Source organism: Bifidobacterium simiiventris, from assembly GCF_019331715.1.
In the GTDB taxonomy this organism is placed as follows: Bacteria; Actinomycetota; Actinomycetes; order Actinomycetales; family Bifidobacteriaceae; genus Bifidobacterium; species Bifidobacterium simiiventris.
Genome location: NZ_JAHBBG010000010.1, coordinates 65,322 through 90,123, shown reverse-complemented (window position 1 = coordinate 90,123; position 24,802 = coordinate 65,322). Strand labels below are relative to the sequence as shown.

General features: G+C 63.2%; 28 protein-coding genes and 1 pseudogene. 15 read left to right on the top strand and 14 right to left on the bottom strand.

The window, feature by feature from the left end:
• Positions 1–84: 84 nt before the first annotated feature.
• The 5 genes from KIH76_RS09265 to KIH76_RS09245 form a co-directional block, all read right to left on the bottom strand.
• Positions 85–612 carry a response regulator gene (locus tag KIH76_RS09265; RefSeq protein WP_219070411.1) on the bottom strand — a complete coding sequence of 176 codons (528 nt, stop codon included), beginning with the start codon at positions 610–612 and terminating at the stop codon, positions 85–87.
• Positions 609–1,961, bottom strand: coding sequence for a sensor histidine kinase (locus KIH76_RS09260; protein ID WP_214374916.1), 1,353 nt, complete (start codon positions 1,959–1,961; stop codon positions 609–611). The genes KIH76_RS09265 and KIH76_RS09260 overlap by 4 nt, the downstream gene beginning before the upstream one ends.
• Before the next feature lie 120 nt (positions 1,962–2,081).
• Positions 2,082–2,894 (bottom strand): ABC-2 family transporter permease, encoded by an 813-nt coding sequence (locus KIH76_RS09255; protein ID WP_236036954.1) that lies wholly within the window; start codon positions 2,892–2,894, stop codon positions 2,082–2,084.
• Complete coding sequence (locus KIH76_RS09250) at positions 2,891–3,730, bottom strand: ABC transporter permease (protein WP_214374914.1); 840 nt, start codon at positions 3,728–3,730, stop codon at positions 2,891–2,893. Before KIH76_RS09250 ends, KIH76_RS09255 begins: the two co-directional genes overlap by 4 nt.
• Positions 3,727–4,815 carry an ABC transporter ATP-binding protein gene (locus KIH76_RS09245; protein ID WP_214374912.1) on the bottom strand — a complete coding sequence of 363 codons (1,089 nt, stop codon included), beginning with the start codon at positions 4,813–4,815 and terminating at the stop codon, positions 3,727–3,729. Before KIH76_RS09245 ends, KIH76_RS09250 begins: the two co-directional genes overlap by 4 nt.
• 238 nt (positions 4,816–5,053) lie before the next feature.
• Between KIH76_RS09245 and KIH76_RS09240 the strand changes: the two genes are divergently transcribed.
• The 4 genes from KIH76_RS09240 to KIH76_RS09230 all read left to right on the top strand — a co-directional run bounded on the left by KIH76_RS09240 (position 5,054) and on the right by KIH76_RS09230 (position 7,347).
• Positions 5,054–5,668 (top strand): isochorismatase family protein, encoded by a 615-nt coding sequence (locus tag KIH76_RS09240; protein WP_214374910.1) that lies wholly within the window; start codon positions 5,054–5,056, stop codon positions 5,666–5,668.
• A 153-nt stretch (positions 5,669–5,821) separates the two neighbouring features.
• Complete coding sequence (locus KIH76_RS09235) at positions 5,822–6,118, top strand: helix-turn-helix domain-containing protein (protein WP_236036953.1); 297 nt, start codon at positions 5,822–5,824, stop codon at positions 6,116–6,118.
• 6 nt (positions 6,119–6,124) lie between these two features.
• The gene (locus KIH76_RS11625) at positions 6,125–6,526 is read left to right on the top strand and encodes a HipA N-terminal domain-containing protein (protein WP_236036952.1); all 402 of its coding nucleotides are present in this window, start codon (positions 6,125–6,127) and stop codon (positions 6,524–6,526) included.
• Positions 6,523–7,347: a HipA domain-containing protein gene (locus KIH76_RS09230; RefSeq protein WP_236036951.1), complete on the top strand. Its 825-nt coding sequence runs from the start codon at positions 6,523–6,525 to the stop codon at positions 7,345–7,347. Before KIH76_RS11625 ends, KIH76_RS09230 begins: the two co-directional genes overlap by 4 nt.
• Before the next feature lie 9 nt (positions 7,348–7,356).
• Here KIH76_RS09230 and KIH76_RS09225 read toward each other — a convergent pair whose 3' ends face one another.
• Entirely contained in the window at positions 7,357–8,622 is a 1,266-nt protein-coding gene (locus KIH76_RS09225) for a sensor histidine kinase (RefSeq protein WP_214374908.1), read from the bottom strand.
• Positions 8,619–9,350: a response regulator transcription factor gene (locus KIH76_RS09220; RefSeq protein ID WP_219070410.1), complete on the bottom strand. Its 732-nt coding sequence runs from the start codon at positions 9,348–9,350 to the stop codon at positions 8,619–8,621. The genes KIH76_RS09225 and KIH76_RS09220 overlap by 4 nt, the downstream gene beginning before the upstream one ends.
• 164 nt (positions 9,351–9,514) lie before the next feature.
• On the opposite strand from KIH76_RS09220, the gene KIH76_RS09215 reads away from it, so the two are divergent.
• From KIH76_RS09215 to KIH76_RS09205, 3 genes are read left to right on the top strand one after another with little or no spacing between them, the layout of a single operon-like run.
• The gene (locus KIH76_RS09215; RefSeq protein ID WP_214374906.1) at positions 9,515–11,476 is read left to right on the top strand and encodes a hypothetical protein; all 1,962 of its coding nucleotides are present in this window, start codon (positions 9,515–9,517) and stop codon (positions 11,474–11,476) included.
• A gap of 21 nt (positions 11,477–11,497) precedes the next feature.
• Positions 11,498–12,151 carry an ABC transporter ATP-binding protein gene (locus KIH76_RS09210; protein ID WP_214374905.1) on the top strand — a complete coding sequence of 218 codons (654 nt, stop codon included), beginning with the start codon at positions 11,498–11,500 and terminating at the stop codon, positions 12,149–12,151.
• A 55-nt stretch (positions 12,152–12,206) separates the two neighbouring features.
• Entirely contained in the window at positions 12,207–12,581 is a 375-nt protein-coding gene (locus KIH76_RS09205) for a hypothetical protein (RefSeq protein WP_214374904.1), read from the top strand.
• 31 nt (positions 12,582–12,612) lie between these two features.
• Here KIH76_RS09205 and KIH76_RS09200 read toward each other — a convergent pair whose 3' ends face one another.
• Positions 12,613–13,314, bottom strand: coding sequence for an SOS response-associated peptidase (locus tag KIH76_RS09200; RefSeq protein WP_214374903.1), 702 nt, complete (start codon positions 13,312–13,314; stop codon positions 12,613–12,615).
• A 63-nt stretch (positions 13,315–13,377) separates the two neighbouring features.
• Positions 13,378–13,677 carry a DUF2316 family protein gene (locus tag KIH76_RS09195; protein ID WP_214374902.1) on the bottom strand — a complete coding sequence of 100 codons (300 nt, stop codon included), beginning with the start codon at positions 13,675–13,677 and terminating at the stop codon, positions 13,378–13,380.
• A 237-nt stretch (positions 13,678–13,914) separates the two neighbouring features.
• On the opposite strand from KIH76_RS09195, the gene KIH76_RS09190 reads away from it, so the two are divergent.
• Positions 13,915–14,874 (top strand): aldo/keto reductase, encoded by a 960-nt coding sequence (locus KIH76_RS09190; protein ID WP_214374901.1) that lies wholly within the window; start codon positions 13,915–13,917, stop codon positions 14,872–14,874.
• A gap of 161 nt (positions 14,875–15,035) precedes the next feature.
• Here KIH76_RS09190 and KIH76_RS11620 read toward each other — a convergent pair.
• A pseudogene (locus tag KIH76_RS11620) lies at positions 15,036–15,220 on the bottom strand (tyrosine-type recombinase/integrase); the annotation flags it as partial.
• Between KIH76_RS11620 and KIH76_RS11615 the strand changes: the two are divergent.
• Positions 15,192–15,596, top strand: a complete 405-nt coding sequence (locus KIH76_RS11615) for a GNAT family N-acetyltransferase (RefSeq protein ID WP_338023646.1) — start codon at positions 15,192–15,194, stop codon at positions 15,594–15,596. The pseudogene KIH76_RS11620 and the gene KIH76_RS11615 overlap by 29 nt on opposite strands.
• 207 nt (positions 15,597–15,803) lie before the next feature.
• On the opposite strand, the gene KIH76_RS09180 is transcribed toward KIH76_RS11615, so the two are convergent.
• On the bottom strand, positions 15,804–16,955 hold the full coding sequence (locus tag KIH76_RS09180) for a DUF4236 domain-containing protein (protein WP_219070408.1): 1,152 nt from the start codon (positions 16,953–16,955) through the stop codon (positions 15,804–15,806).
• 121 nt (positions 16,956–17,076) lie between these two features.
• On the opposite strand from KIH76_RS09180, the gene KIH76_RS09175 reads away from it, so the two are divergent.
• On the top strand, positions 17,077–17,418 hold the full coding sequence (locus tag KIH76_RS09175; protein WP_219070407.1) for a hypothetical protein: 342 nt from the start codon (positions 17,077–17,079) through the stop codon (positions 17,416–17,418).
• Here the strand turns inward: KIH76_RS09175 and KIH76_RS09170 are convergent.
• From KIH76_RS09170 to KIH76_RS09160, 3 genes are all read right to left on the bottom strand, one after another.
• Positions 17,397–18,662: a Fic family protein gene (locus KIH76_RS09170; protein WP_219070405.1), complete on the bottom strand. Its 1,266-nt coding sequence runs from the start codon at positions 18,660–18,662 to the stop codon at positions 17,397–17,399. The genes KIH76_RS09175 and KIH76_RS09170 overlap by 22 nt on opposite strands.
• A gap of 115 nt (positions 18,663–18,777) precedes the next feature.
• Positions 18,778–19,500, bottom strand: coding sequence for a LarC family nickel insertion protein (locus KIH76_RS11610; protein ID WP_236036949.1), 723 nt, complete (start codon positions 19,498–19,500; stop codon positions 18,778–18,780).
• Positions 19,501–19,593: 93 nt separating this feature from the next.
• A complete protein-coding gene (locus tag KIH76_RS09160; protein ID WP_219070403.1) occupies positions 19,594–20,349 on the bottom strand; it encodes a hypothetical protein in 756 nt (251 codons plus the stop codon).
• Between the two features lie 356 nt (positions 20,350–20,705).
• Here KIH76_RS09160 and KIH76_RS09155 point away from each other — a divergent pair, with 356 nt between their 5' ends.
• Genes KIH76_RS09155 through KIH76_RS11605 form a run of 5 tightly spaced genes read left to right on the top strand, consistent with a single transcriptional unit; the run spans position 20,706 to position 24,683 of the window.
• Positions 20,706–22,988 (top strand): bifunctional DNA primase/polymerase, encoded by a 2,283-nt coding sequence (locus KIH76_RS09155; protein WP_214374726.1) that lies wholly within the window; start codon positions 20,706–20,708, stop codon positions 22,986–22,988.
• A complete protein-coding gene (locus KIH76_RS09150) occupies positions 22,981–23,400 on the top strand; it encodes a hypothetical protein (protein WP_214374725.1) in 420 nt (139 codons plus the stop codon). The genes KIH76_RS09155 and KIH76_RS09150 overlap by 8 nt, the downstream gene beginning before the upstream one ends.
• Positions 23,397–23,807: a hypothetical protein gene (locus KIH76_RS09145; RefSeq protein WP_214374724.1), complete on the top strand. Its 411-nt coding sequence runs from the start codon at positions 23,397–23,399 to the stop codon at positions 23,805–23,807. Before KIH76_RS09150 ends, KIH76_RS09145 begins: the two co-directional genes overlap by 4 nt.
• Positions 23,800–23,931 (top strand): hypothetical protein, encoded by a 132-nt coding sequence (locus tag KIH76_RS11700; protein ID WP_274608034.1) that lies wholly within the window; start codon positions 23,800–23,802, stop codon positions 23,929–23,931. The genes KIH76_RS09145 and KIH76_RS11700 overlap by 8 nt, the downstream gene beginning before the upstream one ends.
• Positions 23,928–24,683: a hypothetical protein gene (locus KIH76_RS11605; RefSeq protein WP_236036948.1), complete on the top strand. Its 756-nt coding sequence runs from the start codon at positions 23,928–23,930 to the stop codon at positions 24,681–24,683. Before KIH76_RS11700 ends, KIH76_RS11605 begins: the two co-directional genes overlap by 4 nt.
• Positions 24,684–24,802 lie beyond the last annotated feature (119 nt).

The window sequence follows — 24,802 nt, the reverse complement described above, 5'->3', positions numbered from 1 at the left end:
AACGACGGGCGAGGGGCTTCCGCAACATGGACTACTTCGCCACCATGATCTACCTGACCTGCGGCAAACTCGACCTCAAAGCCGTCACCACCACCTGACCATCACCCACCACAAACAGCGAATAGCCAATTTTGCTTTCAGATCCGCGCGTTGCCGGTCGTCGGGGTAGGTGCCGGCTGGGATGGCGCGGCGGATAACCTCGCCGGTGATGCGGGGCGTGAGGATCGCGTCGCCTTTGGCGACCGCGTGGATCGCCCTGCACAGGTCGGCGGCATGCACGTCCTTGAGGAGGAATCCGGATGCGCCGGCGCTGAGGGCGGCGAAGGCGTAGGAGTCCTGATCGTAGGTGGTCAGGATCACGATTCTGACATGCGGCCAGCGTTTGGTGATCTCGCCGGTCGCGTCGATGCCGTCCATGACGGGCATGCGCACGTCCATGAGGATCACGTCGGGCAGCGATCTGCCCTGCGCTTCGAGCAGGGAGAGCATGTCGACGGCTTCACGGCCGTTGGCCGCCTGGGCGATCATGGCCAGCGTGGGGTCCTTGCATAGCATGAGCGTGAAGCCCATGCGCGTGGGCCGTTGATCGTCCACGATCATCACGTTGATCATGACTGCTGCTCCTTGGTCTTGGTGGCGCTCTTAATGCCGTCGGCGGACTTGTCGCGACCGTTATCGGTCCCGTTGGCCGGTTTCATGGATGGGATCACCGCTTTGAGCGTATAGCCCGCGTCGTCCGGTCCGGCTTCGAGCGAACCGCCGGCGGCCGTGATCAGATGGTTCAGCCTGTGCAGTCCCATACCGGTGCCGTCATCCGCATGCTCGCTGCCGTCCCCCGCCGTCGAATCGTCGCGCGTCGAGCCGTCGTTCCTGACGGTTACGGTCAGCGTTCCGCCATTCGCATGATCCCACGAGACGACGATGCGATGCAGGTCGTGGCCGTGTCGGATGGCGTTGGTGACGGCTTCGCGGGTCACGGCGAAGCACAGATCCGCCTGGGCCTCGTCATCGGGTCTGCGTCCGGTTTCCGTATGCGCGACGATGAAGCCCGACCGTCGCGCATGCTGCAGGATCGGCGTGACGTCGTTCCATGTGCGCATTCGACCGTAACCGGCGTCTTCCGCCGTTTCCTCGCCACAGGATTGCAGGGCCCGCACGGCTTGGCGGGTGTCGGCGAGTCCGCTGCGGGCAAGCTCGTTGACCATGGCGATGGCCTCTTCGATCTGCGGGTCGCCGCTGACGCCTTCCAGTCCTTCGGTGAGCGCGATGATCGCGGTCAGATCATGGCCCACACTGTCGTGCAGTTCGGCTGCGATATCGGTGCGGCGGCGTTCCATATCGCGCTGGCGTTCAAGTTCGAGCGCATGCCGCCGCTGACGTTCGATTTCCTCGATCGCCCCGCGCCGTTCCCGGATGCCGCGCGAACACAATCCGAGCGCGATGGCCACCGATTCAAGGAACGCCATCGGCAGCAGGAACATCGCCCATGCGTCCGATGGAGCCCGGAACGGCAACAGCCAGCCCAAGGCGAGCACGGCCGCGTTCACGCAGACACCTCCGATCAGATACGGCATGCAGCAGAAGACCACGCACGAGTACAGGGCGAACAGGACCGGCAACGCCATATAGGCCTGCACCTGGAACAGCGCGGCGCACAGATACGTTACGCACGTGACGCAGACGGCAATGAACGGGTGACGCAGACGAGCCAGCAACGCCCCTATCGATATGGCGCACAGTGCGATCAATACAGGCAGCCCCCACGACTGGCGCAGGAGCATGCCGGCATGCGGGCCGGCATCCGGGCCGGCGAACACGACCCGGGTGACCATCATCACGTCATAGCACAGGCACACCGCGGGCACGACCACGCGCGCGGCCGGATCGGATCGCCAGCACAAAGCGAGACGGCGCGGAACATTCGTTATCGCCGTCAATGCCGGAACCGGTTTCCCGTTCATGATCAGCTCCTTTCCTCGATGCCCGTATCCCCTGCCACAGCGTATCAGGCGGACGAGCGGCAATGAACGTCGGATTGGTGGCTCCCCCAGTCGCCTGTCCGTGAAGCGGCGCAACCAATCTCAGATGGCTCGTCTGACGAACCGGCGGAAGACCAGACCGCCGACGACGACCCATATGACGGCGATGGTCGTCGATGCGAGCATGGAGCACGGATCGGCGATCCCGGCAAGATCGCGGACTGCCGAAGCGCTGGTGATCAAAGCGAGCGGGTAGGGTCGGGCGACGGCCGGCGCGGCGAGGCTCAACGCGCAGCCGCCGATGGTCAGGACCATCATCACGCCCATCGTGCCCGCGAACGATTCCGCCCGCACGCTCACCGCCTGCGTGAGCGTCATGATCGCCCACACGGACAACGTCAGCGGGATGCCGCGCATGAGGAACGGGCCAAGCTGCGCCAGATCGAAACCGACGGCGAACCTGCCGACGAGCATGAACTCGGTTTCGAACACGAGGACGGTGAGGAACGAGGTCATGAGACCGTGCAGCATCTTGCCGGCGAGTGCCACGTTCATGACACCGGTGGCGTTCATGCGCTGCCAGTTGCGTCCATGATGCTCGTTGGCTTCGATCTGCGCGGTGAACGCGGACACCAGTATCGGCATGAACACCATGCTCGGCAGGAGGATCGCCTGACCCCAGATCGCCGCCCATGTCACGCCTTGCCGGGCGAACTCCGCCTGATAGTCGACGTATTGGCTCCATCCGTTGAACATGCCGATCGCATCGAACAGACCGGTCACGATCCAATACCACAGGTTGCCGGCCTTGCGCGACTCCCAGCGAAACGCCGCCCACACGGACGGGCTGCGGCGCGTCACCGCATTGGTGCGGGGATTCATGCGATGCGCATCGGCTGCGTTTGCGTATGTCATCGTCTCGACTCCTTCACCTTGACCGCCGCCACCGATATCAGCGTCCAACCGAGGAACGCCACGGCCGCGGCGATGACGAGCATCCACGGATGCGCGGCAAGCAGCATCGTGGCGACGCCGTCCGCGTCCACGGACCTGACGAACGGGCTGGCGGCCGAACTCAGACCGGCCGGGAACAGCCAACCCAATGCGGGCCGGTTCATGGCGTTCAGGCCGGAACCCAGCACGCCGGCCATGATGCCGATTGACAAGCCGACGGCCTGACGGTCGATCACCATCGACAGCATCAACTGGACCGCACTCGTGGCCATCGAGGACAGAACACCGACCAATGCCGGCACCCACACCAGTTCGGCGAACGAACCGGTCACCGTGAAGCCGAGGTTCTTGGCCGCCAACGGCGCCCACACCAGCGGCATCAGGAAGCACATGCCGCTGGCAACGCCGGAGACGATGAGCTTGCCGATGAACCGGGCCGCGTCGGACTGTCCGAACGACAGCCATTTGAGATTCATGCGCTCCGCGGTTTCCAGCACGGCGATGCGGCTGGTCAGGAGGGCGGCCAGGATGGGAGCCAGCAGGCTTACGATCTGGTAGATCTCGCCGTCGGCCAATGCGACCGACCGCAGGGCGGGATTCGGGGTACCGGCGCGTTGCATGAACGCCATGCCCGACCATGCCGACACCAGCAAGGCCATGCCCAGCCACATCCACCAGAACGACGAGCCACGCACCTTCAGCAACTCCAATCGCGCCAGAGTGAGAGGCCCGCCGCGCTTCGCACGGTGGCTGGACGTGCGGCGCGGTCCCGCATCATACGCAATCATGCCGCTCATCGTTCGTCTCCGTTCATCGAAGCGGACACAGCCCTCCCCACGGTCGGCAACGATCGGAGCGAGGCCGCGCGCGCAGGCCGTGGCACGGGTCCGGCAACCGTCCCGCTCCGTGCCGACTGCGGCGTGGATTCATGATGCTGCTGGTTCTCGATCAGTTCGAGGAACGCCTGTTCCAACGTCTTGCGTTCCGAAGAGACCCGGTAGACCGCAATGCCCTGTTCAACCAGCTGCGCGACCAGTACGCCGATCCGGCGGTCGGATAGTTCCGGCAGGCGAAGCACGCCGCCATTCTTGTCCGGCAGCCATTGGCAGTCGATCCGGTTCTCGTCCAGCATCGTCGCCGCGAGCTTTGCGTCCGAGACACGCAAGTCGATATGTCCCTCCTCCCGTAATGCGTCGAGAGAACCCTGATAGCGCAGGCGACCGGAGGCGATGACGCCCACGATCGGAGCCATCTTCTCGATCTCGGAAAGAATATGCGAGCTGATGATCACCGTGATACCCTGCTCGCGGCTCAACGCCATGATCATCTCACGTACCTCGACCACGGCCTGAGCGTCCAACCCGTTCGTCGGCTCATCCAGCAGCAGCAATTCAGGCCGGGAAATCAACGCCATCGCGATGCCGAGCCGCTGCTTCATACCCAGCGAATAGTCCCTCGCCCGCTTGTGCTCATGCCCGGCCAGTCCGACCTGCTTCACAATCGCTGAAGCGGAGCCGCGCGGCAAATCCAGATAATCGGCCACCATGCGGCAGTTGTCGAGGCCGCTCAGCCCCGGGTAGAAACTCGGCCCCTCGATCATCGACCCCACACGGCCCGGCTGCAACCGATGCCGGCCATCCATCTTCTCGCCCAGCATCCACATGTCGCCGCTCGTCGCCGAGGTCAAGCCCAACAGCAGCTTCATCGTCGTGGACTTGCCCGCCCCGTTCGGCCCCAACAGGCCGTACACGCCATGCGCCGGCACATTCAGGTCCAGCCCGTCCACCGCACGGAAATCACCATATCGCTTCACCAGACCTCGCGTCAGCACCGCGGCGGCGGACGGATCGGTCGTCTGCGCCGCATGTTGCAGAACACTCATGTCATGTCCTCCTCGAATCCCACATTGTCGTTGACGGTTCAAGGAAACACCGCGTCATGATCGCAGGCAACCGGCGGCCGCCCATCTGTCACCCCAGGGTGACAGCATTCCCGCACCATGTCCCCCTACGCGGACATCGCCGCGCGAGAAGAACGCGTCGCAGACGAAGCCGAACGGTTCCGGCATCGAGACGCTAGAGTGGATGCCGGCATATCGGCATCCACTTGGGGAGGCAATCATGGCAGGGAAGGCATTGATCATCGTGGACGTGCAGCCGACGTTCTGCGAAGGCGGCGAACTCGGCGTGGACGGCGGCAATGCGGTCGCCGAGCGGATCGCCGCATACGTGAACGCGCACCGCGGCGAATACGCGTACATCGCGACGACGCAGGACTGGCATATCGAGCCGGGCTCGCATTGGTCGGAGCATCCCGACTACGTGGACACGTGGCCGGTGCACGGCAGGGCAGGCACGCCGAACGCCGAACTGCATCCGGCGATCCGCGCCCTGAACGTCGCGCATCACTTCAAGAAGGGCCAGTATTCGGCCGCCTACTCCGGGTTCGAGGGCATCGAGGACAACACGGACCGCATCCAGTCGCGCGACGAGGTGGAGGCGGCCCAGTCGGCCGGCCGGACGTTGGCGAACGCGCTCAAGGCGGCTGGCGTCACGCAGGTGGACGTGGTCGGCATCGCCGAATCGCACTGCGTCAAGGAGACCGCGCTCGACGCGTGCAAACTCGGCTACACGGTGACCGTGTTCGAGGATCTCACCGTGCCCGTCAGCGAGAAGCTCGGCGTCGCCGCCCGCAAGGACATGGCCGCCGCCGGCATCGCCCTGCGCCGCTCCTGATCGGCGCATGGTCCAATTCCGAAATCCTGAGTGGGAAATCGTCTGGTTTTTGATTCAGGAAAGCTTCCATACGGGCTAGCGAGGTACATATAATATGCAGTATATTGTTGATTATCAAAGTTAGAGACCAATATACTATATATAAAAGAGCTTATGATGAAATACACCCCTACTGCTGTACGACGCGACTTGCGTACTCTGGGAGAACGCCTCTCCCAACAACGTCGGCTACTGGCGCTGACCGTCGCCGATGTGGCTCAGCGCGCCGGTGTCAGTCCGACCACGGTATCGAATCTCGAACAGGGAAAAGCCGTGCGCACCGACTCGTTGCTGAGCATTGCCCGCGTCTTGCACATGGCGGATGCGCTGGTCTCATCCTGCGACCCGTATGCCACGGATCTCGGTCGTCTCAGGGCAAACGAACAACTGCCCAAACGCGTAAGAAGGTGATGCGTCATGCCGGCACAAACCATTGAAGCCAAGGTTCTGATTACTTTGGCGACCGGGACGGAAGTCACGGCCGGCACGCTGTACGCCACCGGCGATGATCTATCGTTCCGGTATGACGCGGATTACGTCGTCGCACCGCATGCCTTCGACATGTTTCCGTCACTGCCGCGCTCGCTGGCCCCGTTCTTCTTTGCCGGTCTGGGGCCGTTCTCGGATTGCGCCCCCGATCGTTGGGGGCGGAAGATCTTCGCCCGCAGTCTGAAACGTACACGGGTCAGCGAATCGGAATACCTGTTCGGCGTCAATGACCTCACCCGTCAGGGAGCGATCCGCGTTTCATCGTTGACGGCAAGCCGGTTGCGGGAAACGAAGGAGTCCCCGTACTGGCCAATCTGCCGGAACTGTTGAACACCGCCGACGCGGTGGAACAGAACCGAGAGGTGAGCGACGTATCGCTGCGCAGACTGTATCGTGCGACCGGCTCGTTGGGCGGCGCCAGGCCAAAAGCCTCGGTGGCAGATCGGCAATCGCTATGGCTGGCAAAATTCCCCAAGCCGAACGGCGACGACTGGGACGTCATCGACTGGGAGGCGGTCACGCTGGAACTTGCCCGTATGGCTGGCATACAGGTGCCGGAACATCGCACCCTCACGGTGAACGACATCGAAGGACGGGCCAGGACCGTGCTGCTGACCAAACGATTCGACCGCGAACCCGCACCATCGGTGGGAAATATGGCGAGGATACCGTATATGTCCGCGATGACCGCATTGGAAGCGACGGATGGGGATGGTGGCGACTGGCTTGATCTGGCGGAATTCACTCGGCGTTCTGGAGGCGATACCGTGGAATTATGGCATCGGGCCATGTTCGGTGCGGCGATCGGCAATCTGGACGACCATCTGCGCAATCATGGTTATTTACGCCGTGGCAATGCCTGGGAGCTGGCTCCGGCGTTCGATCTGAATCCCGAACCATACGACGCGAAAGCGACGGACCTGCATCAAACTGCATTATTCGGTGATGCGGAAGTCACTGTGGATAAGCTGCGCTCAGACGATTGTCTCGGTCTGTTCGGGGTAAGTCGCAGACATGCCGAGCAATGGTCTGCGACACTGCATTCGGTGCTGTCGCAAGCGATGCCGCGTGCCGCCATGCGCCGCATCGATACGCATTCCATCAACCTGATGAGCGAACGGTTCGCTATCGCGGTTGCATCATTGCAATGATGCAACTTATTACCCGTGCAACGGCAGACGCGCGGACAGGGTCCAGTCGCTGCCGCGCACGGTGTGGTCGAGCGTGCCTCCGAGACGACGGATGCGCGCGGCTTTGGCACGTAGCCCGGTTCCGGATTTCAGGGCGTCGCCGGAGGGGTCGGGACCAGTCTGCATGCGGTTGCGGGAGGTCAGCGTCGCCTGCCGGTCGTCGAGCGTGACATGGATGGCGCAGTCGGTGTGCGGCTGCGCGTGTTTGGCGATGTTGTTGCCGGTTTCGTCAATGAGATCGTGCAGTTCGCTGACCGCGTCGACGCTGTAGCGTTGCGGCAGCGAACCGGATACCGCGGCGTTCACGGTGAAGCCGAGCGCTTCGAGACGCCCGGCGACTGCGTTGAGATGATCGCACAGCATGGCGGTTTCTCCGGCCGGATCGGCGTCAGTGGCGGTCTCCACGACCGGCGGTCGGCTGCCGTCGAGAATGCCGATGACGTCGCGGGTTTCGTCGAGCACACCCTGTGCGATGCCGGACAGGTCGGCCAGTTCCGCGCGCAATCGCGCCGCGTCCGGCGCATCGGCATCCCATTCGGCCTGATCGTTGGCGATGCGCAGGATGAGATAGGCGAGCCGGTTGGTGACCTGATCGTGGATGCGCGTGGCCGCCGCCGCACGCCGCTCCTGCTCGAGCATGGCGCGACGCCGCTGCTCCAGCTCCCGTTCGGCTTCCCGCGCATGGTCGAGCCGCTGTTTCCACGCCATGAGCAATCCCACAAGCGGAGCGACGGGAATCAGCAGTAATGCCGTCATCGCAGCGGGATCATCGGCGGCCCGCACAACGCCCATCATCGTCCCTGCTGTCAGCGTCAATAGTTGTGCACCTGTGACAACGACCCCGTGCCGCGTATTACAACGCGTCGCCAGCATGCCGCCGACCGCGACCGGCATCGTCATCAGCAACACTCCCCCGGCCAACGTCGGCGACAGACACGCGCACGCCCACACCAATGTGACGGCATAGCCCGCAAACAGCGGATGACAATACGCGACGACCGACAGCACGCAGGCGACGGCGATCATCATCGCCGACGGTATCGTAACGGCCCCGTTTGCGAGCACCGCCGCCGCGAACGGTATGGTCAGCCCGGCCGAGGCTGCGATGATTATCGTCGCGAGGCGATTCATGACGGTATTGCGGACGCTGCCGTCCGTCGTGCAGTCATCCTGCGGATCATTGGCATTGACATTGATGTCGGCCGCAGCGTTCGACTGTGCGGTACGGCCGTTCATAGCAGTCCCCTGCGCTCGCAGATGGCGATGAGATTGACGCGGTTGAGTGCGCCGAGTTTGTCGCAGGCGCGTTTGAGATACGTGGCGATGGTGTAGCGGCTCAGTGAGAGCGATCGGGAGATGGCTTCGGTTTCCATGCCGTCGGCGAGCATGCGAATGATCTGCAGTTCGCGCATCGACGGCATGGTCGTCACGGGATCGGCGACCGACGCGACCGGTAACGTTGCGCCGGCCTGCGCTGTCGCCGTGCCGTTGTCCGTCTCGCCGGCGACTGCTCCGCTGTCGGACGTATCCGTGTCGTGAAAGATGACACCGTCGACCGGCGAGGAACTGGCCTTGCCGCGCGCAGCTTGCAGGATGGCGTTGCACATGCCGGGCAGGTCAGTTTTCGACACGATGGCCTGTGCGCCGGCGCGAGCGGCCTGTGCCGCGTAGGTACGCAGCGTGAACGACGTGATGCACACCAGTCCGATGGTCAGTCCGGCGGCGCGAATGCGTTGGCAGACTTCGATGCCGGGTAGGGGTTCCATCGACATGTCGACCAGTAAGACGTCCGGTCGGGTATGCGGATTGCGACACAGGTCGATGGCATGATTGCCGTCGCCGGTCGTCCAGGCCACATTGATGCCGCTCATACGGGTCAGCAGCGAGCGCAATGCGCCGAGGGTGAGCACGTCGTTGTCGGTCACGCCCACCGCGACCGGCGAAATGGTTTTCTTCGTCTGCATGCTCCCATTATCCGCCGCCGCATTGCGTGCGCACATGATGTCCCTCACCGGGGGACATCGCTGGAACCCGAGGTTCGTCGCACGTACGGTGAAGCCGATTCCCGACGGCGTATCAGAACGTCGGGAAGTCGCTCAAATCGTTTCGTACGAAAAAGGGGGGCGTCATGCATCGCAAACTGTTGATGGTATCGTCCGCGCTGATGTGCGCGCTGGCCGTGTTCGTGGCGTGGGTGCTGTGCGATCTGCATGATCGTTCCCTACCGCAGGAGTTGCATCCGTCCGCCGTGGTCACCGTGACGCTGCCCGACGGGATGGATGATGCCGATGCGTTGCGGCAGTTGGTCGAGCGGAACGACGCACTCGGCTTGGAGTTGGTGAAGATCGTGCCGGATATGGAGCATGGCACCGACGCGCAGGTGTTTGTGCCGCGGGCCGGTACCGCGCTGCCGGGTTTGGAACCGGGTGCGTCGATCCGTCGGTTCGGCAGTCTGCCCGACGGCAAGGTCGCCGGATCGGATCGCCTGGACAGTGCGTCGGCGAGCGGCCAGTATCTGGTATGCGGACGATGGGATGATTCTGCTCGCAACGCTTTGGACGATTGGGCGACGAGTACGGGCGTGCAGCTGGAATACGGAGACGACGATCTGGCTGGTGATCTGCACATGCTGTTGGAACAGTCGAGTTTTCGCGTCGCCGTGGGTGCCGCGGTGGCGTTGACGGCCGTGCTGGTGTTGTTCTGGCTGTCGTTCAAGGCGCGATCACGCGCTTTGCGCGTGCTGGCCGGGGTGCCGGCGTGGAAGATTCAGTATGATGACGCGGTCGGTCTGATGCTGCCGATGCTGGCGGTCGCCGTGGTCGTGGACGTGGTGGCCGCACTGGGCGTGCTCGTGTCGCGTGGCAGGGTGTTCGTGCCGTATCTGCTGCGTGTGATGCTGGTGGTGGAGACCATGGTTTTCGCCTGTCTGTTGACATTCACGTTGGTGTTGTCGGCCGCTTGTTGGCCGTCCGCGCGCATGATCGCCGATCGGCGGCCCATGCCGCGGGGATTGTTGCGGGCGAGCGTGCTGGTCAAAGCGGTGGTGTTCGTCGCCGCGCTGGCCGTGATCGCCCCGTCGATGCTTTCGTTTCGTGAGGCGTCCGACGCGGCGCGCGAGCAGTCCGTATGGCAGCGGCTGCGCGATCAGGTGTCCGTATCCGTCACGTTCGATCCCGGCCAGAGTGATATGGATGTGAGGGCCGCAGCTTTGGTCCGTGCGATGGAGCAGCAGGGTAAGGCGGCATTATCGTACACGTTCACGGACGGGCCGGAGAGCAGAACCATGGTGGATACGCCGGTGACCGGTCTGGTGACCCGGTCCTGGCTCGATCTGGTCGGCATCGACCCCGACGCCACGACCGGCATCACGCCAGTGGATGCCGGTCGGCTGGACGAGCAGACCCAACAGATCGTCGACCAGTTTGCCACGTGGGCCAAGAACGGCACGCAAGCCGACCGATTGCGTGCCGAGTCGCGATATTACGTGGAGGACGGCGTGACCGTGCCGCTGCTCAAAGGCGGGTCCGACGACATGCTGTTCTCCCGTCACGCAACGCTCATCGTCGTGCCTGATCTCGATGGGTTCTCCGATTCCGGATTCCTCACGCCCGCGCTCTCCTCGCGCAACATCGTCCTGACCGGACTCGACGACACGCGTCGGCAGGTCGCACATGCCGGATTGGGCACGGCGGTGTCGGTGCGGTACATCGCCGAAGCGCAGATCCTGCGAGCCCAGTTCTCCGCGTATTTCGCGTGGATGCAGGCCGCCGCGATCATCCTGTTGCTGGCCGCGTTCGCGATGGTCGCCCTCGTCGGCGCCGACGTGCGCGCCACCCTGCGCGCCGGTCACGATTATCCCCTGCTGCTGGCCGGATACGCGCCCGTCCGGCTCGCCGCACCGACGATCCTCAAGGAAACCCTGTTCGCACTGGCCGCGGCCGGCATCGTCTGCGTCGTGATCGCCACACAGCGGTCGGCCGGCATTCCGATCACACTGCTCGCCGCGATCATCACCGCACTGTTCTCCGCCATTTGCCATCGCACGGCCATCGCCAGCCGGTTCCGCGCGATCAACGACCGCACCCTATAAAAACCTTCAAGGAGCATCACCATGATCATCATCACCTGCCGGAATCTCTCAACCGGCATCAACGGACACGTCATCACCGGCGACATCAACCTCGACATCACGCCCGGCACGATGACCGCGCTGACTGGACCGAGCGACTGCGGCAAGACCACGCTCCTGCACACCATCGGCCTCTTGCAGACCCCGACGGCCGGCACGCTAGCCATCGACGGCATCGACACGACCGGCTGGAACCAGCGTCAACGCCGACGGTTCTGGCGGGACAAGGCCGCGTTCATCCTGCAGGACTACGGCATCATGGACGAGGAGACCGTCGGCTTCAACGTCAGCATGCGGCTCAACCATATCGGACTGGCGGTCGGCGGCGACCGGCGACGCATCCGCAACGCCCTACGCCTGACCGGATTGGCCGGTCGGAGCGATGAAATCGCATCGCATTTGAGCGGCGGCGAAAAGCAACGTCTCGGCATCGCCCGTGCCATCTACAAGAACGCGTCCATCATCCTCGCCGACGAACCCACCGCATCGCTCGACGCCGGCAACCGCGCCAACATCATCCGGCTCCTGCGCGAACGCGCCGCACAAGGCGCGTCCATCATCCTCGCCACCCACGATCCCGTACTCGTCGACGCCTGCGACCACGTCTATCACGTCAACTCCCACCCCGACGAATAGCCGCATACCTACCACAGCCGCAAACACAACCATCACCAATCACAAGGAGCCGATCATGACCATCATATCCCGCCCCCGCACCATCGTCATCGCCGTCTTGTCCGCGTTCCTCGTGGGCGTACTCATTGCCACGACACTGGCCGTCACCGGCACAGTCACGTTCCGTCGCGCCAACAGCGTCCCCTGCAACAGCCTCACGCCCTACGAACAGGTGAAGACCGCGGTCAACGACAAGGCCGACATCATCGCACGCATCCGCAACGTCGGCAGCGACGTGAGCGTGGAACCGGTAGCGGCCGACTGTCCCGCGTCAAACGAACGGCTCGGCTATCTGCGTATCACCTACGCCAACAATGACGAACGCGACATGATCCGGCAGATCCTCGGCGGCGACGGTCTCGGCGTCTACGTCACCCTCGGCAAGCGGTGATCGATAATTCCTCCGGTCTCAGACATCCATGTCAAAACAAGCTGGACGCATCGACCTGCGGCAACGGTCGAATCAGTTCATGGCCATCGTCCGTCGGGCCGAACGCGGCGACCTCATGGAAGGCGAGTTTACGTGACAACTCAGTGCCGCCGTTCTGCATGTCCGTCATCAATGACGCACCGGCAACCGCGCGATCGAGCCACGCGTCGGTCATGTCATGCGGCACGAGCAGCGGCATGCGGTCGTGCACCGTTGCCGGACCGTCCACGGCCCGGCAGGTGAGGATCGTCGCGGTCAGCAGCCACGGAAACGGGTCTTGCGGAGCGCGCCACCACGAGAACAGTCCGGCCAGGAACAGCGGCATGTCGTCCGGCGCGTGGAAATAGTACGGCCGGCGACCATGGAATTCGTAGTATCCGGATGCGGGGATGACCGCGCGCATGGATTTGGCCGAATCGGCGAACGTGGGCTTGGCGCACGCCGACTCGACGCGTGCGTTGTACGTGGGATACGCCGGTTCCCTGACCGGGCTCCACGCCGGGATCAGCGACCAGTACGCGCCGGTCAGATGACGCTTGCCGTCCCTCCCTTCCGCCACGATGCCGACGGTCCGCTTGGGTTGGAGGTTGTACGACGGAGCCGGAAGCGCGGCGGGATTCACGTCGCCTTCATCCACGTCGAACCGGGCCGCGATCGCGTCCCAGTCCAGATCGGCCGCAAAACATCTGCACATGGCGTCAGCGTATCACTTGGCGAATCACCGCCGTAACAGTCTGGTCGCGGGAATCAGCACGATTCAGTCGAGCCGGTTCGCGTCGATGACCCGATCGTCCAAGAACCAGTAGTCGTGCGGGTCACCGCGCAGCGCACTGAACGGCACCGGCTCCACACCAGCGGCGGCGGCCTTATCCAACAAATACCGGCGCACGATCCACGGGTATTCCAGCACGCCGGACCTCAGTTCGACGATGCGTTCGACAGTTGCGCCGGACACTCCGAAATCCGCGCCGATCCGCTCTGCTGCCAGTCCCAGCAATGCCATGTTCTCGCGAAACTCGCGGATGGTCGCCGCACGCTGCTCGCTCGTCAACGACATGTCGCACTCCCCCTGTCTCGTCTCATACCGAAATTCCTTACGTCAACGATAGCCGGGGTTTCGCCATCGTTGTTCTCAGCCGGCAGCGGAACGACCTCGCATATGGAGGCCGGATCGCGGGAGAATGATGGGGATGCGTTTTGCGAAACCAATGTCCACCGCCGATACGAGATGGACGGCCGATTCGCGGCGCTCGCAATGATTCCATACGTGTGGGACGCGGGAAAGGACGGCAACATGACCGATCAGCGCGTGAAGGTGGGCAACAGCGATTTGGAGGTGTTCCCGCTCGTGTTGGGCGGCAACACGTTCGGTTGGACGAGCGACGAGGCGACCAGCCGCACGGTGCTCGACGAATACGTCGAGGCCGGCGGCAACTTCATCGACACCGCCGACGTGTATTCGGCGTGGGCGCCAGGCAATGCGGGCGGCGAATCCGAGATCATCCTCGGCCGTTGGCTGGCCGTGCACGGCAACCGCGACAAGGTGGTCGTCGCCACGAAGGTGAGCGAGCACCCGCAGTACAAGGGCCTGTCGCACGACAACGTGATCGCTGCGGCGAACGAGTCGCTGCTACGTCTCGGCACCGACGTGATCGACCTGTACTATGCGCACTTCGACGACAAGAACACGCCGCTCGAGGAGACCGCGGCCGCGTTCGACGAACTGGTCAAGGCCGGCAAGATCCGCGCGATCGGGCTTTCCAACTACACGGCCGACCGTATCGAGGAATGGTTCCGTATCGCCCGCGAGCACGGCTATGCGCTGCCGGTCGCGTTGGAACCGCATTACAATCTCGTGGCCCGCGGCAACTACGAGCGCACGCTCGCGCCGGTGGCCGCACGAGAGAACCTCGCCGTGTTTCCGTACTTCTCGCTGGCCGCCGGATTCCTGACCGGCAAGTACCGTTCCGCCGCCGACGCGGAAGGCAAGGCGCGTCAGAGCATGGTCGCCGACTATCTGACCGCCGACGGGTTCGCGCTGATCGACGCGCTTGACGCGGTGGCGAAGGCGCATGACACGACGATCGCGACGGTCGCGCTCGCATGGCTGCGGCACCGTCCGCAGGTCGCTGGCCCGATCGCGTCCGCCCGTACGCCCGAACAGCTGCCGGCGCTTATCGGCTCGGTGACGCTCGACCTGACGGCCGACGAGATAGCCGCACTCGACGACGCCTCCGCGCCGTTCGCCAAGTGACATAGTGACGGTTCCCTGCAATACGATATATCGCAAAACATGAGAAAGCCCGGAATTCCAATAATTCCGGGCTTTCTGGTCGGACCAGCGGGACTCGAACCCGCGGCGTTTGCGCCCGAAACCACTACTGCCGCTTGGATTACGCGGCTTCCGACATCTCGTTTGCCCACATTCTCCCTGACGAGCAGATCGCCCATGCGACGGGACAGGTCATCCAGATCGTCCGCGAACAAGTCGGCGTACACATCCAGGGTCATCGCGGCCGACGCGTGGCCGAGCCGGTGCTGCACTACCTTCACGTTCGCACCGCCCGGACCATGAGGCTCGCGGCCGTATGCCACAGGTCGCGGACCATCATGCGCGGCACGCCCGCCCCCATCCTCGGGTTTTGCGAATTCGGTTATGACCCTGCATCCCCGCAGGCCAGCGACTACGCCATCTCGTTCATCGCCACCGCGCTGAGCGAACGTGGCCGTCATCTCGGCGCGGTCCTGCTGGACTGCGTGCTGCGATGGATGGCCAACGATGCCGCTCGCAACAACCGCGAACCGTATGTGCTGACGCAGATCGATCCGCGGAATACCGCCAGCATCCGCCTGTTCTCCGACCTTGGGTTCGAGGACGAGGGTCAGACGGGGACGATCCGGAGTACCACATCCGGTCGAAGACGTTCACGCCAATGGCAACGGATCGCCTGTACCTGTACGCTCCTATCCAAATAGAAGACGAATAACCACATAACGGGCATGCTTCGTCCTTGCCATCGCCGCGTGCGCGGTATGATGGTGAGGCGAAGAGGCCTCCTTTCTTCTTCCTCTCGGGTTTGCTTTGGTTGCCGGGTTCGGATGTTGGCGCATCCTTCCGGCGTTTGTCCCCCTTCCGCATTGGCGTGCGGAAGGGGATTTTTGTCTGTTACCGATCTTTCTTCTTTACTGTCGGCCCAGTTTCTGGGCGATGCCACCGTGATGGGAGCACATACCCCTGTAGTCGCGTGCGCCGGGCGAGGATGTGGACTGCGTGCCGTCCTTGCAGACGGCTACCAGCACTCCGCTGCCGTCAGACTGAGCCGGCGTTGTCTCCTGCTGGGTCGGTTGAGGCGCGACAGTGGTCTGCTGCTCGGCTTGGGCCTGTTCCTGCGCTTTGGCCTGTTCCTCCTGCGCTTGCTGCTGGGCGGCCTGTATGGTTTCCTGCTCCTTTTGTCTCTTTTCGGCCTCGCGCTGGGCTATGTTCTTTTCCCTCTCGTCGAGTTCGGATTGCTTCTGATCCTGCTCCTGCTGTTTTTCGTCGAGCTGCTGCTGGGTCTGCTCCTGCTTCGCCTTCTGCTCGTCGAGCTGTTTTTGGGTTTGCTCCTGTTCGGTTTTCTGCTTGTCGAGTTCCTGTTTGGTCTGCTCCTGCTTGGTTTTCTGCTTGTCGAGGCGCTTCTGGAGTGCGTCAAGGTCCCCGACTTTCTTGTTGAGGTCTTCAAGCTGGCGTTGGACGTCGTCAGCCTTCTCCTGCTGGTTGACGAGCTGCTGTTGGAGATCCTTGTATTGGGTGGTGGTTGTCGGATCGCCGGCCGTATTCGCCGTCGATGCTCCTCCCGCTCCTATGCCGAGAAGGAACGTGAACAGGAACGCGACCACCCATGCGATGATTCGGAGGATCTTCCTCCATCCGTTTTTCTTTTTGACGTTGCGGGGATCGGACCCCTTGCCGCCTTTCCCGTCGTCTCCGTCGCCGGGAGGGGGCATCGTGACCGGCAGTCCCGTTGGCGCTGGCAACGTGGCCTGTGGCGAGACCGTGGTGTCGATGATCCGCGTCGACGGCTCGGATGCAATGTCGGAGTCTTCGTTGCTCATGGCGGTTCTCTTTTGTCTGGCCGGATTCTCTGCCGGCTTGTTGGCTTTCCTTGTATTGTCGAGTCTTGTCTCGTAGCTGATCCCCGTACCGGGGATGGACGCGCCCGCTCGGGTGCCGTTCTTTCCGACGGTGACGTGAGGCGTCCCCCGCTTGCCGAACGTTACGCTGGTCACGCCTTTCTTGCCGAGATTGACGCGCACGCTTTTGCCGATCGATATGCTTTTACGAAATCTGAAACCCATGCCATGCCTTCGTTTTCTTCATGTTGTCTCTTCTCTTTTCCGGCCGCACGCCGTTCGTGCGGCAAAAATCCTATAGGCCCTTGTCGTGGAGCCATTCACGGTATGCGCGGATGGCTCGCCCATGACCTCGAGTTCATGGGCGAGCCAGACCTCGTTGTCGCAGACTTGTTCGGCCGCCCGCGTACTCGTCGGGGACGATGAGCATGCGGGCGGCCTCGATGTCGGCGCGCCGTTCGGTCCATGTGTCGCATTTGTATCCTTTGTCGCCGTGCCGGGCACGGCTCATTTCGTGGGCGAGGACGCACGCGCATTGAATCGGTGTCAGGTTGTCGGCCATGAGTATGACGTTCTGTCCGGCGTCGTACACGTCCTGTCAGCCGGCGGACAGTTCGTCGATGATGATTACACGGCACATGCGTTCGGCCGCCGTATTGATGTCGATCACCGCGGCGCCTCCGGATGATCGCCGCCGCGCAGCAGTCCGTCCTTGGTGTCCGGATTAAGAAAGTAGCGGGCGGGGCGGATGCCCTCGTGGGCCATGACACCGTCGGCTTCCAGCAGATCGAGGATCTGGGCGACCTTCTTGCGGCCGAGAGAGAGTCCTTCCATGAGCTGCGTCCTCGTGACCGTGTGGGGAGGCACGCCGAACAGTTCCTCCTGCACGAGTATGGCGATCGCGTTCGCCGTCGCATCATCCCAGCCCTTGTCCTCGCGCATCGATTCCAGACGGGCGAACGCCAGGGCGAGACGCGCGCGCTTCTCGTTCAGGTCGTCGATGATACGGTTCTGCGCATCCGTGACGAATTCCATCATCCGATATGAGAACAGGCTGGCGTCGAGACGGTTCAACGGGTGCTGCGCGTCCTCGAACGCCTTGTAATACCGGTTCTTGCCGTCGGAGATGACCGGGCTGAGACTGATGGAGGTCGGCACGCTCAGATGCTGTCGAAGCTGGAGGGCGAACAGGAACCGGCCGGTACGACCGTTGCCATCGTAGAACGGGTGGATGTACTCGAACGCGAAATGGCACATGGCGGCGCGGATCAATGGCGGCACGTCCCGGTTGCGGGTGAGCGCGAGCCATTGCGTGAGCGCGACCTTGATCTCGGATTCCGGTGTGACGCCGGTGTGGACGCGCCGCCCGGTCGTGGGCTCGTCGATGTACACGGGGCCGTTGCGGAACAGGTCGCCGTCCGGTCTGTCGTTGTCGTCGAGTTCCCCGGCGACGACCTTGTCGTAGATGCCACGGATGTCCTCGAGCGTTTCCGGCAGCGCGTAGCGTGCGGGGTCGTCGTCGCTGAGCGCGAGGAACAGGCGGGCGAACTCGCTGAACCGCGCATGCCCTCCATGTTCCGTGGCGGCCTCCAACGCGAGGCTGATCTCCTGCCTGGTGGATCGCACGCCCTCGATGCCGTTGGTGCTTTGCATCTCCTCGCCGATGAGATCGTACAGGTACGCGCGTCTGGCGATCGGCGGCAGCGCGTCCCATAATGCCGCGACCCGCGTCTCCCGCTCCCGGATATCGTCCGTGATGGTGGCGAGTTCGCGGAAGTTGACGACGAACAGTTCATGTCCTCGCAGGGTGATGCCGGAGCGGAACGTGCTCCACCCGTGGAGCCGCCGCTCGTATTCCCTCTCGGCGACGACCTCCGCCGGCTCGCTCGAACGGCTCATGTGGATCGTCTGCCGGATGCTTTTGTAGTCCATCGTATTGTTCCTTAGGCGCATTAGGACGGGTTCACGGCGATGAGATCATACGGCTAATGTTCCAAATCGCCGTTTTGGAACATTAGAGATGCTTTCGACGGGGATGAAACATGCCCTATTGTTCCTTGGGAACATTAGGGCAGTCCTCGTACGCCTCCTGCTCGGCCTCGGTGTCATCGTGCTTCGCGGCCAAGTCCATGATGCTTGACAACGCACGCCTCGCAACCTCCTCATCGGATTCCGGCGGGCGCTCGTTGTCGGTGTCGTCCCGGACAGACGAAACAGGATCAGAACGGTCATAATCTTCGCGAATCTCCGGATCTCCCGCAAGACGTTCTGCATCTGCGACGATCTCACTCAAAGGAATATTCAGAGCGATGGCAATACGTCTCAGCTGTTCGTAGTCGGCAACCGTATTCAATTCAAGAATTTTGCGCATGGTGCCATACGGGATGGATGACGCTTCGGCCAAGCCCGGTGTCTTCATTTCTCGTGTAGCCATCGCACGGCGAATCGCAATCGAGAGTGCCTTCGATTCAACCGTCGGCTTTTTCTTTCCAGTTGCCATATGGGACATATTACAACCAAACAACACACGATATGTCCCAAATGGGACAATCCGAAGTTGCTTCTCGCGCGCCTCGGACGCAATATGTGCCATACGGGACACATTGAGCCCACATCCGCACAGTTTGGTGCCGCGTTGAAAGAGATTCTGTCCGAGATGGGAATGACTCAGGATGATATCGGCACATACTGCGGCATCCCCCGCAATTCCCTCAACCGCAAGATCAATGGCGGCGTATTCAGCTTCGACGAGTTGACCAGAATCGCCCACGTAGTCAAAATGCCGCTTTCCAAGATCATCGCGAGGACTGAGTCTTCGGTCAAGTCTATGTCTCCGGCGCTCGCTGACAGAAGCACACGATGACTAGCGAGACCGATTGGATCGGACTCCTTGCGGCAGGCGCGGGGACATGTCTAAACATCCTCGCGTTGACGCTCGGGCCAACGCCTCCTCTACGACTCGCAGCCATTCTCTCGAACGCCGTCTTCCTAATCGTATTCGCAGCATTCCCGGATGAGCAGGACCCAGGGGAACGTCTTCCGCGGATCCTGGGCGCACTGTCAACGGCTTGTACGCTTTCCGTATTTTTCGCCAGCTAACCCCGGTGAACGCATATGCGGAGGAGGTGACCTCGATGTACTGGACGAACATGAACCGTCGGTCGGCGTGGTCGACGTATTCGACGTACATGCACGCGTCCGGCCCGCAATCCATGCAGCCGACGCGGTATACGTCGCCGGGCGACAATAGTTCGTTCCCGCCGAACGGGTCGTTCGACTGCTCCGCGGGAACCGTGAAACCGGAGATCCCGATCCGGAGAATGCGGATCGGGCTTGCACCGACGTTCATAACCCGCAGGACCGCGAACGGTTTGCGTTCGCCGTCATGTTCGATCATGCCTCCCGGCGCGAACACGAGGTCAAGCCGTCCCGAGGACATACGCCGCCGGTCCACGATCCACGACTGCACTTGGAATCCGAATGCGAGGATGCCCGCGACCACGCCGATCCCGGCGACGACGTTCCACATGCCGGCAAGAAACGAAAGAAGCCAAGCCATGAACCACACCATACAGCACGGCGGAGGCACGCGATGAGCGTCATAGCCTTTTTGCGCCATGCGGCAGCTTCGAGGGGATCATCCAATCCTCTCGCGGAATCGACGACTTCCAGTAGCTCCCCCGCACGGCATGGAATCGTCCGAGATGGAAATGTCTTTGAATGGGTGCCCTCGCCAACGTCCGGTTCGCAAGACGTTTCAGCCATGCGATCCGACTCCACCGCCACTGCTCGATATCCACGGATACAACTGACCGTCTCGACCCATCATGGTCCGTTCGGCCTATTCCCACGAACATTCGTGTCGCTACGGCGACTTGACGGTGGAGCACAAGACTCTGGCGGGTCGCGGTGAACAAGGCCACGGCCGGACCATTCCCGGCGGCCGCGAGAATCCCCGACAGGCAGACATCGCCATTGAACGCCGGTACATACTCGCAGGCCGAATCGTCTCGCCGCAGCTGCGTACCGGCGAGGGGCGTCACGGTCGCGTCGTACAGGCATTCGCCGGCAGGCGACGAGATGAACAACAACCGCGAATACTTCGACGACGGGTATGCGAAGGCCCTGTGGGACTTCCGCAACGGCTCCATGCTGCTCGGCGAGGACGAGCGCACCATCTACGTGCGCGACGTGGACGAGAGCGGCGCAAACCGGCTCTTGGACTCGCGGCACGCGATCGGCAGCATTGAGGACGAATACCACGTCAAGGGCACGAGCAAGGTGTATCTGCCGTGGAACGTGCAGATGCGCGTCGAATGCTCCAAGCTCAAGGGCCGCGTCAGGCATGGGGTGAAGTTCGCGAACATGGCGTTCTACCGCATCGACGGGCGCGTGCGCCGTGTGCTGCCCGGCGACCCGATGTTCACGGATCCGTTCGAGATCAGCCTTAGCGAGGATTACGACGAAGCGCTCGTGGCCGAGGCCGGCCGGTACCTGAGGTTCGTGACGGCCGACGAGCACAGCGCCCAGAACCTCGGCCGCATGTTCGCCACGCCGCTGCTGGAGGCATACAAGCATCTCTTCTACGTGCTCTACGGCGGCGGAGGCAACGGCAAGGGCATCCTGCTGGGAGCATTGAACAAGTCGTTCCCCGGACTGTCGGCGGCGGTGAACGCGAAGACCCTGCTGGGCGGCGCGAAGGGCGCCGGCGGGTTCGCGACCGATCAGGAGATGCTGAAACTCATCGGCGCCCTGTGGGCGTACGACGAGGACGCGGACATCATCACCTTGGAACAGGCCACCCTGTTGAAGAAGATCGGCACGGGCGACACGATGGCCGCCCGGCGCATCCAGGAGAACACGGTCAGTTTCCGCAACAAGGCCACGTTCATCATCGCGTCGAACAATCCCGTCATCATGGCGAACACCGAAGCATTGAAACGCCGCCGCGTGTTCGTCCGCATGAGGGACAACCGCGCCGAACACGAGTTCAAAGACCTCTTGGCGTTCCGCGCGAAGCACGGTGCGGTGCCGTTCCTCATGGCCTCATGCCGCCTGTGGGAGCAATCCGACAAGCCGTGGGACGACGTGGCGATCGGCTCGGGCGACGACCTGACCGAGCACGAGCAGTGGATCGTCGACCAGATCATCACGGTCGGCTACGCGGTCAGCGGCGACAACCCCTATTACGCGAGCTCGGCCACGCACCGCAACAGCGTGACCAAGCTCGGCTTGGAGTCCACGTGCAAGCGCATCGACGGCAAGGTCGCCCGCGTGTTGGTGGTGGCGGACGAGAAGGTGTTCGCGGTCTACCGGGCCAAGAGCGAGCATGACATCAGCCAGGCCGTAGAGGAAACCGTGGTGGCGCCGCCGCAGCCCATCGAGGGCGATATGACGGTCACGCCGGACGAGCTCGGCTATCCGGTCAACTACGCCACCGTGTCGGACGGAAAGAAATCCTACGACTGGCAGAAGGTGAAGGATCTGCCCGCCGGCTCCACGCCGGTTCCCAATGGCGGCGGCGCGTACGCGGTCATCCCGGCCGGCGGTATGGCGGTCATCGATCTCGACGTGGCCAAGGACAGGAACGGCAACGTGCTGCAGGATGCTCCCACCGGCTGGGACGTGTTCAGCCGCGAGATCGGCACGTATGGGGGCGACGCGTTCCCGCGCACCTATTTGGTGTCCACGCCCACCGGCGAGCGCCACGGATTGACGAGCGTGCACGCCTACTACCTGATTCCCGACGAGCTGAAGGGCCGGCTGAAGAACGGCGTGCATCTGACGGGCGCGCCGGTTGACATCCGGTGCGAGGGCAAGGGGTACGTCATCGGTGCCGGCAGCGTGCTGGACGATGGCGGAAGGTACAAGCTGCTGGATATGCCCGACGGCGAGCCGCCCGTGATGCCGGTCGCGATGGTCGCGTGGCTGAAGGCTCACGGCTACGTGGAAGGCGAAACTCCCACGGCCGTGAAGCCGGACGGGGCCAGGCCGGTGATGATGCGCACGCGCTACCGTTCGACGCGCATGGCCGGCAAGAGCGTCAGGAACGAACCCGACATGACGCCGGTGGCACCCGGATCGCGTAACGACACGCTTCACCGGTGGGCGTACGGGCGGTTGGCGAACCATCCCGACAACGCTTCGCGGATCCGCGACGACCTGTACCGGCGCGGCCACGCCAGCGGATTGAAGGACGGCGAGCTGGAGACCATCTGGCGCAGCGTCAACCGGCAGTTGGGAGGCGGTCATGCCTAGACGCAAGCCACCATGGCTCAAGCGCCTGTGCGCCGGCCGGCTGAAGGCGAGGAAGTGCGATGGCTGCCGCGAATGGGTGGCAGTGGACGAACAGGGTCCCGTATGGGAGAAGTACGATCCCGGCATCCTCGACGCGAACGACCTCGCGACCGTCATCATCCTCAAGCGCGGGTTCACCCGCATCATCCGGCACGGCGCCGGCGGATTGTTCTCGCTGCGGGATCCGTGCGGGGCCCGCGGCATCGACCCGGATGGCGAATACCTTGCCATCCACGAATGTCATCGGGCGCCCATCAGCGTGAAGCCGTTCAAACCACCCAGACGGCGGGCGGCGGAACGCTGGAACCCGAACATCAGCTTGTCGGACGAAGAGGTCCGACTGTTCACCCGACTTTGGAGGCGACCATTATGAGCATCATCCAACCCAAACGCCACGCGAAGCCCCGGCCGCGCGTCATCCCCGTGCCGGAGACCACGCACCACCGGCTGCGCCGCGTCTACCCGGCCGCCATCCAGTTCCTCCGCCAGCCCGCCGTGACGAGCGGGTTCGGCACCGCGGCCGGCACCACGCGCGAATGCACGTGCGGCTACAAGACCCGCAGCCCCCAGCAGTTCCTCGCCCACATCGAAGAGAAAGCCACCCTCATGCCCGTAGCATCCTTCCAAGCGCCCCGCCCGTTGATGACCCATCGTCTCGTGGACACCGCCAAGCAGGGCAAGGTGTTCATCTGCTCGTGCGGCCACGACTTCACGTCGCTGAGCCTCATGCAGGAACACATCCGCTACGCCGACAAGATCGAGGTGGACGACCATGAGTGAACCGCATCTCATCGTCACCGAATACGACGGCAAGTTCCACTGGTGGTGCTCATGCGGCTGGGACACCGGCAGCCGGGTACAACTCCATCAGCACCTCGGCAACGTGAAAGGGGCGCGGCCATGACCCGATACTGCGCGAACCACGACGGCAACCATGCGGGCGGGCTCAACGTGTGCGCGGCCTGTGCCCGGAAGTTCCGCGAGGCGTTGAAGTCGATAGCCGTGGATACGCCCGCCCTGCTGCTGATCGCCACACGCCAGGCCGGCACCGGCGGCAGCGACCACACAGGCGTGCGCAGCAGGTCGGCGCACGCGCCGCTGCTCATCCGCGAACAGGCGTGGGAACTCTACTGCCAAGTGGAGGAGCTGGTACGGCTTGCCGCGCTCCAGTGCGGTTGCCCGCCGGCCGCACGTAGAACGGCCAGTGTTCCCGAGCTCGTGCGCGCCATCCTCAAGGACGACGAGCCATTGCTCGCGGCATCGGATGCGAGCGAATGGTGGAGGGACGTCGTGGACGTGGCCGGCAGGGTGAGCCGCATGGTGGATCCGCCACAGACGAGGGTGGCGTTCGGCGCGTGCCCGTTCTGCAAGCACGGCGTCGTCTGGGGCGCGCCACGGGACCACATGGGCGAATGCCGTTCCTGCGGCGCGCAGGTGAACCGCACCTACGTCGCCGACCGACTGCTCGACAAACTCGCACAATCCGAGAAGAAGGGCACCCCGAAACAGCTGAGCCGTGAATGCGCCAAAGCCGGCATCCGGCTACCCGCCTCGACCATCCGCACATGGATCCACCAGAAACGCCTCACAACCGACCAACACGGCCACGTGACCCTCAGCGGCATCGTGCCGTTGCTGCGCCGAAGAGCCGGCTGAAACGACAAAAACGGCCCCGTTCTCCACGATGGGAGAGCGGGGCCGCATTGTGTAGAAGTTGTAATGAGCCGGTGGAATCGGATAAATGGAAGTCGCCGGGCGAAGCAGCGACACGCCGG

Bases quoted from the DNA above. Each gene is read 5' to 3' on its own strand.
- KIH76_RS09215 (WP_214374906.1), top strand. From the start codon at position 9,515: ATGCATCGCAAACTGTTGATGGTATCGTCCGCGCTGATGTGCGCGCTG.
- KIH76_RS11605 (WP_236036948.1), top strand. From the start codon at position 23,928: ATGACCCGATACTGCGCGAACCACGACGGCAACCATGCGGGCGGGCTC.
- KIH76_RS09195 (WP_214374902.1), bottom strand. From the start codon at position 13,677: ATGTCGTTGACGAGCGAGCAGCGTGCGGCGACCATCCGCGAGTTTCGC.
- KIH76_RS09250 (WP_214374914.1), bottom strand. From the start codon at position 3,730: ATGAGCGGCATGATTGCGTATGATGCGGGACCGCGCCGCACGTCCAGC.
- KIH76_RS09160 (WP_219070403.1), bottom strand. From the start codon at position 20,349: ATGGCGCAAAAAGGCTATGACGCTCATCGCGTGCCTCCGCCGTGCTGT.
- KIH76_RS11625 (WP_236036952.1), top strand. From the start codon at position 6,125: ATGCCGGCACAAACCATTGAAGCCAAGGTTCTGATTACTTTGGCGACC.
- KIH76_RS09210 (WP_214374905.1), top strand. From the start codon at position 11,498: ATGATCATCATCACCTGCCGGAATCTCTCAACCGGCATCAACGGACAC.
- KIH76_RS09265 (WP_219070411.1), bottom strand. From the start codon at position 612: ATGATCAACGTGATGATCGTGGACGATCAACGGCCCACGCGCATGGGC.
- KIH76_RS09205 (WP_214374904.1), top strand. From the start codon at position 12,207: ATGACCATCATATCCCGCCCCCGCACCATCGTCATCGCCGTCTTGTCC.
- KIH76_RS09255 (WP_236036954.1), bottom strand. From the start codon at position 2,894: ATGACATACGCAAACGCAGCCGATGCGCATCGCATGAATCCCCGCACC.
- KIH76_RS09150 (WP_214374725.1), top strand. From the start codon at position 22,981: ATGCCTAGACGCAAGCCACCATGGCTCAAGCGCCTGTGCGCCGGCCGG.
- KIH76_RS09235 (WP_236036953.1), top strand. From the start codon at position 5,822: ATGATGAAATACACCCCTACTGCTGTACGACGCGACTTGCGTACTCTG.
- KIH76_RS11615 (WP_338023646.1), top strand. From the start codon at position 15,192: ATGAGGCTCGCGGCCGTATGCCACAGGTCGCGGACCATCATGCGCGGC.
- KIH76_RS09220 (WP_219070410.1), bottom strand. From the start codon at position 9,350: ATGCAGACGAAGAAAACCATTTCGCCGGTCGCGGTGGGCGTGACCGAC.
- KIH76_RS09200 (WP_214374903.1), bottom strand. From the start codon at position 13,314: ATGTGCAGATGTTTTGCGGCCGATCTGGACTGGGACGCGATCGCGGCC.
- KIH76_RS09260 (WP_214374916.1), bottom strand. From the start codon at position 1,961: ATGAACGGGAAACCGGTTCCGGCATTGACGGCGATAACGAATGTTCCG.
- KIH76_RS09180 (WP_219070408.1), bottom strand. From the start codon at position 16,955: ATGGGTTTCAGATTTCGTAAAAGCATATCGATCGGCAAAAGCGTGCGC.
- KIH76_RS09170 (WP_219070405.1), bottom strand. From the start codon at position 18,662: ATGGACTACAAAAGCATCCGGCAGACGATCCACATGAGCCGTTCGAGC.
- KIH76_RS11700 (WP_274608034.1), top strand. From the start codon at position 23,800: ATGAGTGAACCGCATCTCATCGTCACCGAATACGACGGCAAGTTCCAC.
- KIH76_RS09175 (WP_219070407.1), top strand. From the start codon at position 17,077: ATGACCTCGAGTTCATGGGCGAGCCAGACCTCGTTGTCGCAGACTTGT.
- KIH76_RS09190 (WP_214374901.1), top strand. From the start codon at position 13,915: ATGACCGATCAGCGCGTGAAGGTGGGCAACAGCGATTTGGAGGTGTTC.
- KIH76_RS09240 (WP_214374910.1), top strand. From the start codon at position 5,054: ATGGCAGGGAAGGCATTGATCATCGTGGACGTGCAGCCGACGTTCTGC.
- KIH76_RS09145 (WP_214374724.1), top strand. From the start codon at position 23,397: ATGAGCATCATCCAACCCAAACGCCACGCGAAGCCCCGGCCGCGCGTC.
- KIH76_RS09245 (WP_214374912.1), bottom strand. From the start codon at position 4,815: ATGAGTGTTCTGCAACATGCGGCGCAGACGACCGATCCGTCCGCCGCC.
- KIH76_RS09225 (WP_214374908.1), bottom strand. From the start codon at position 8,622: ATGAACGGCCGTACCGCACAGTCGAACGCTGCGGCCGACATCAATGTC.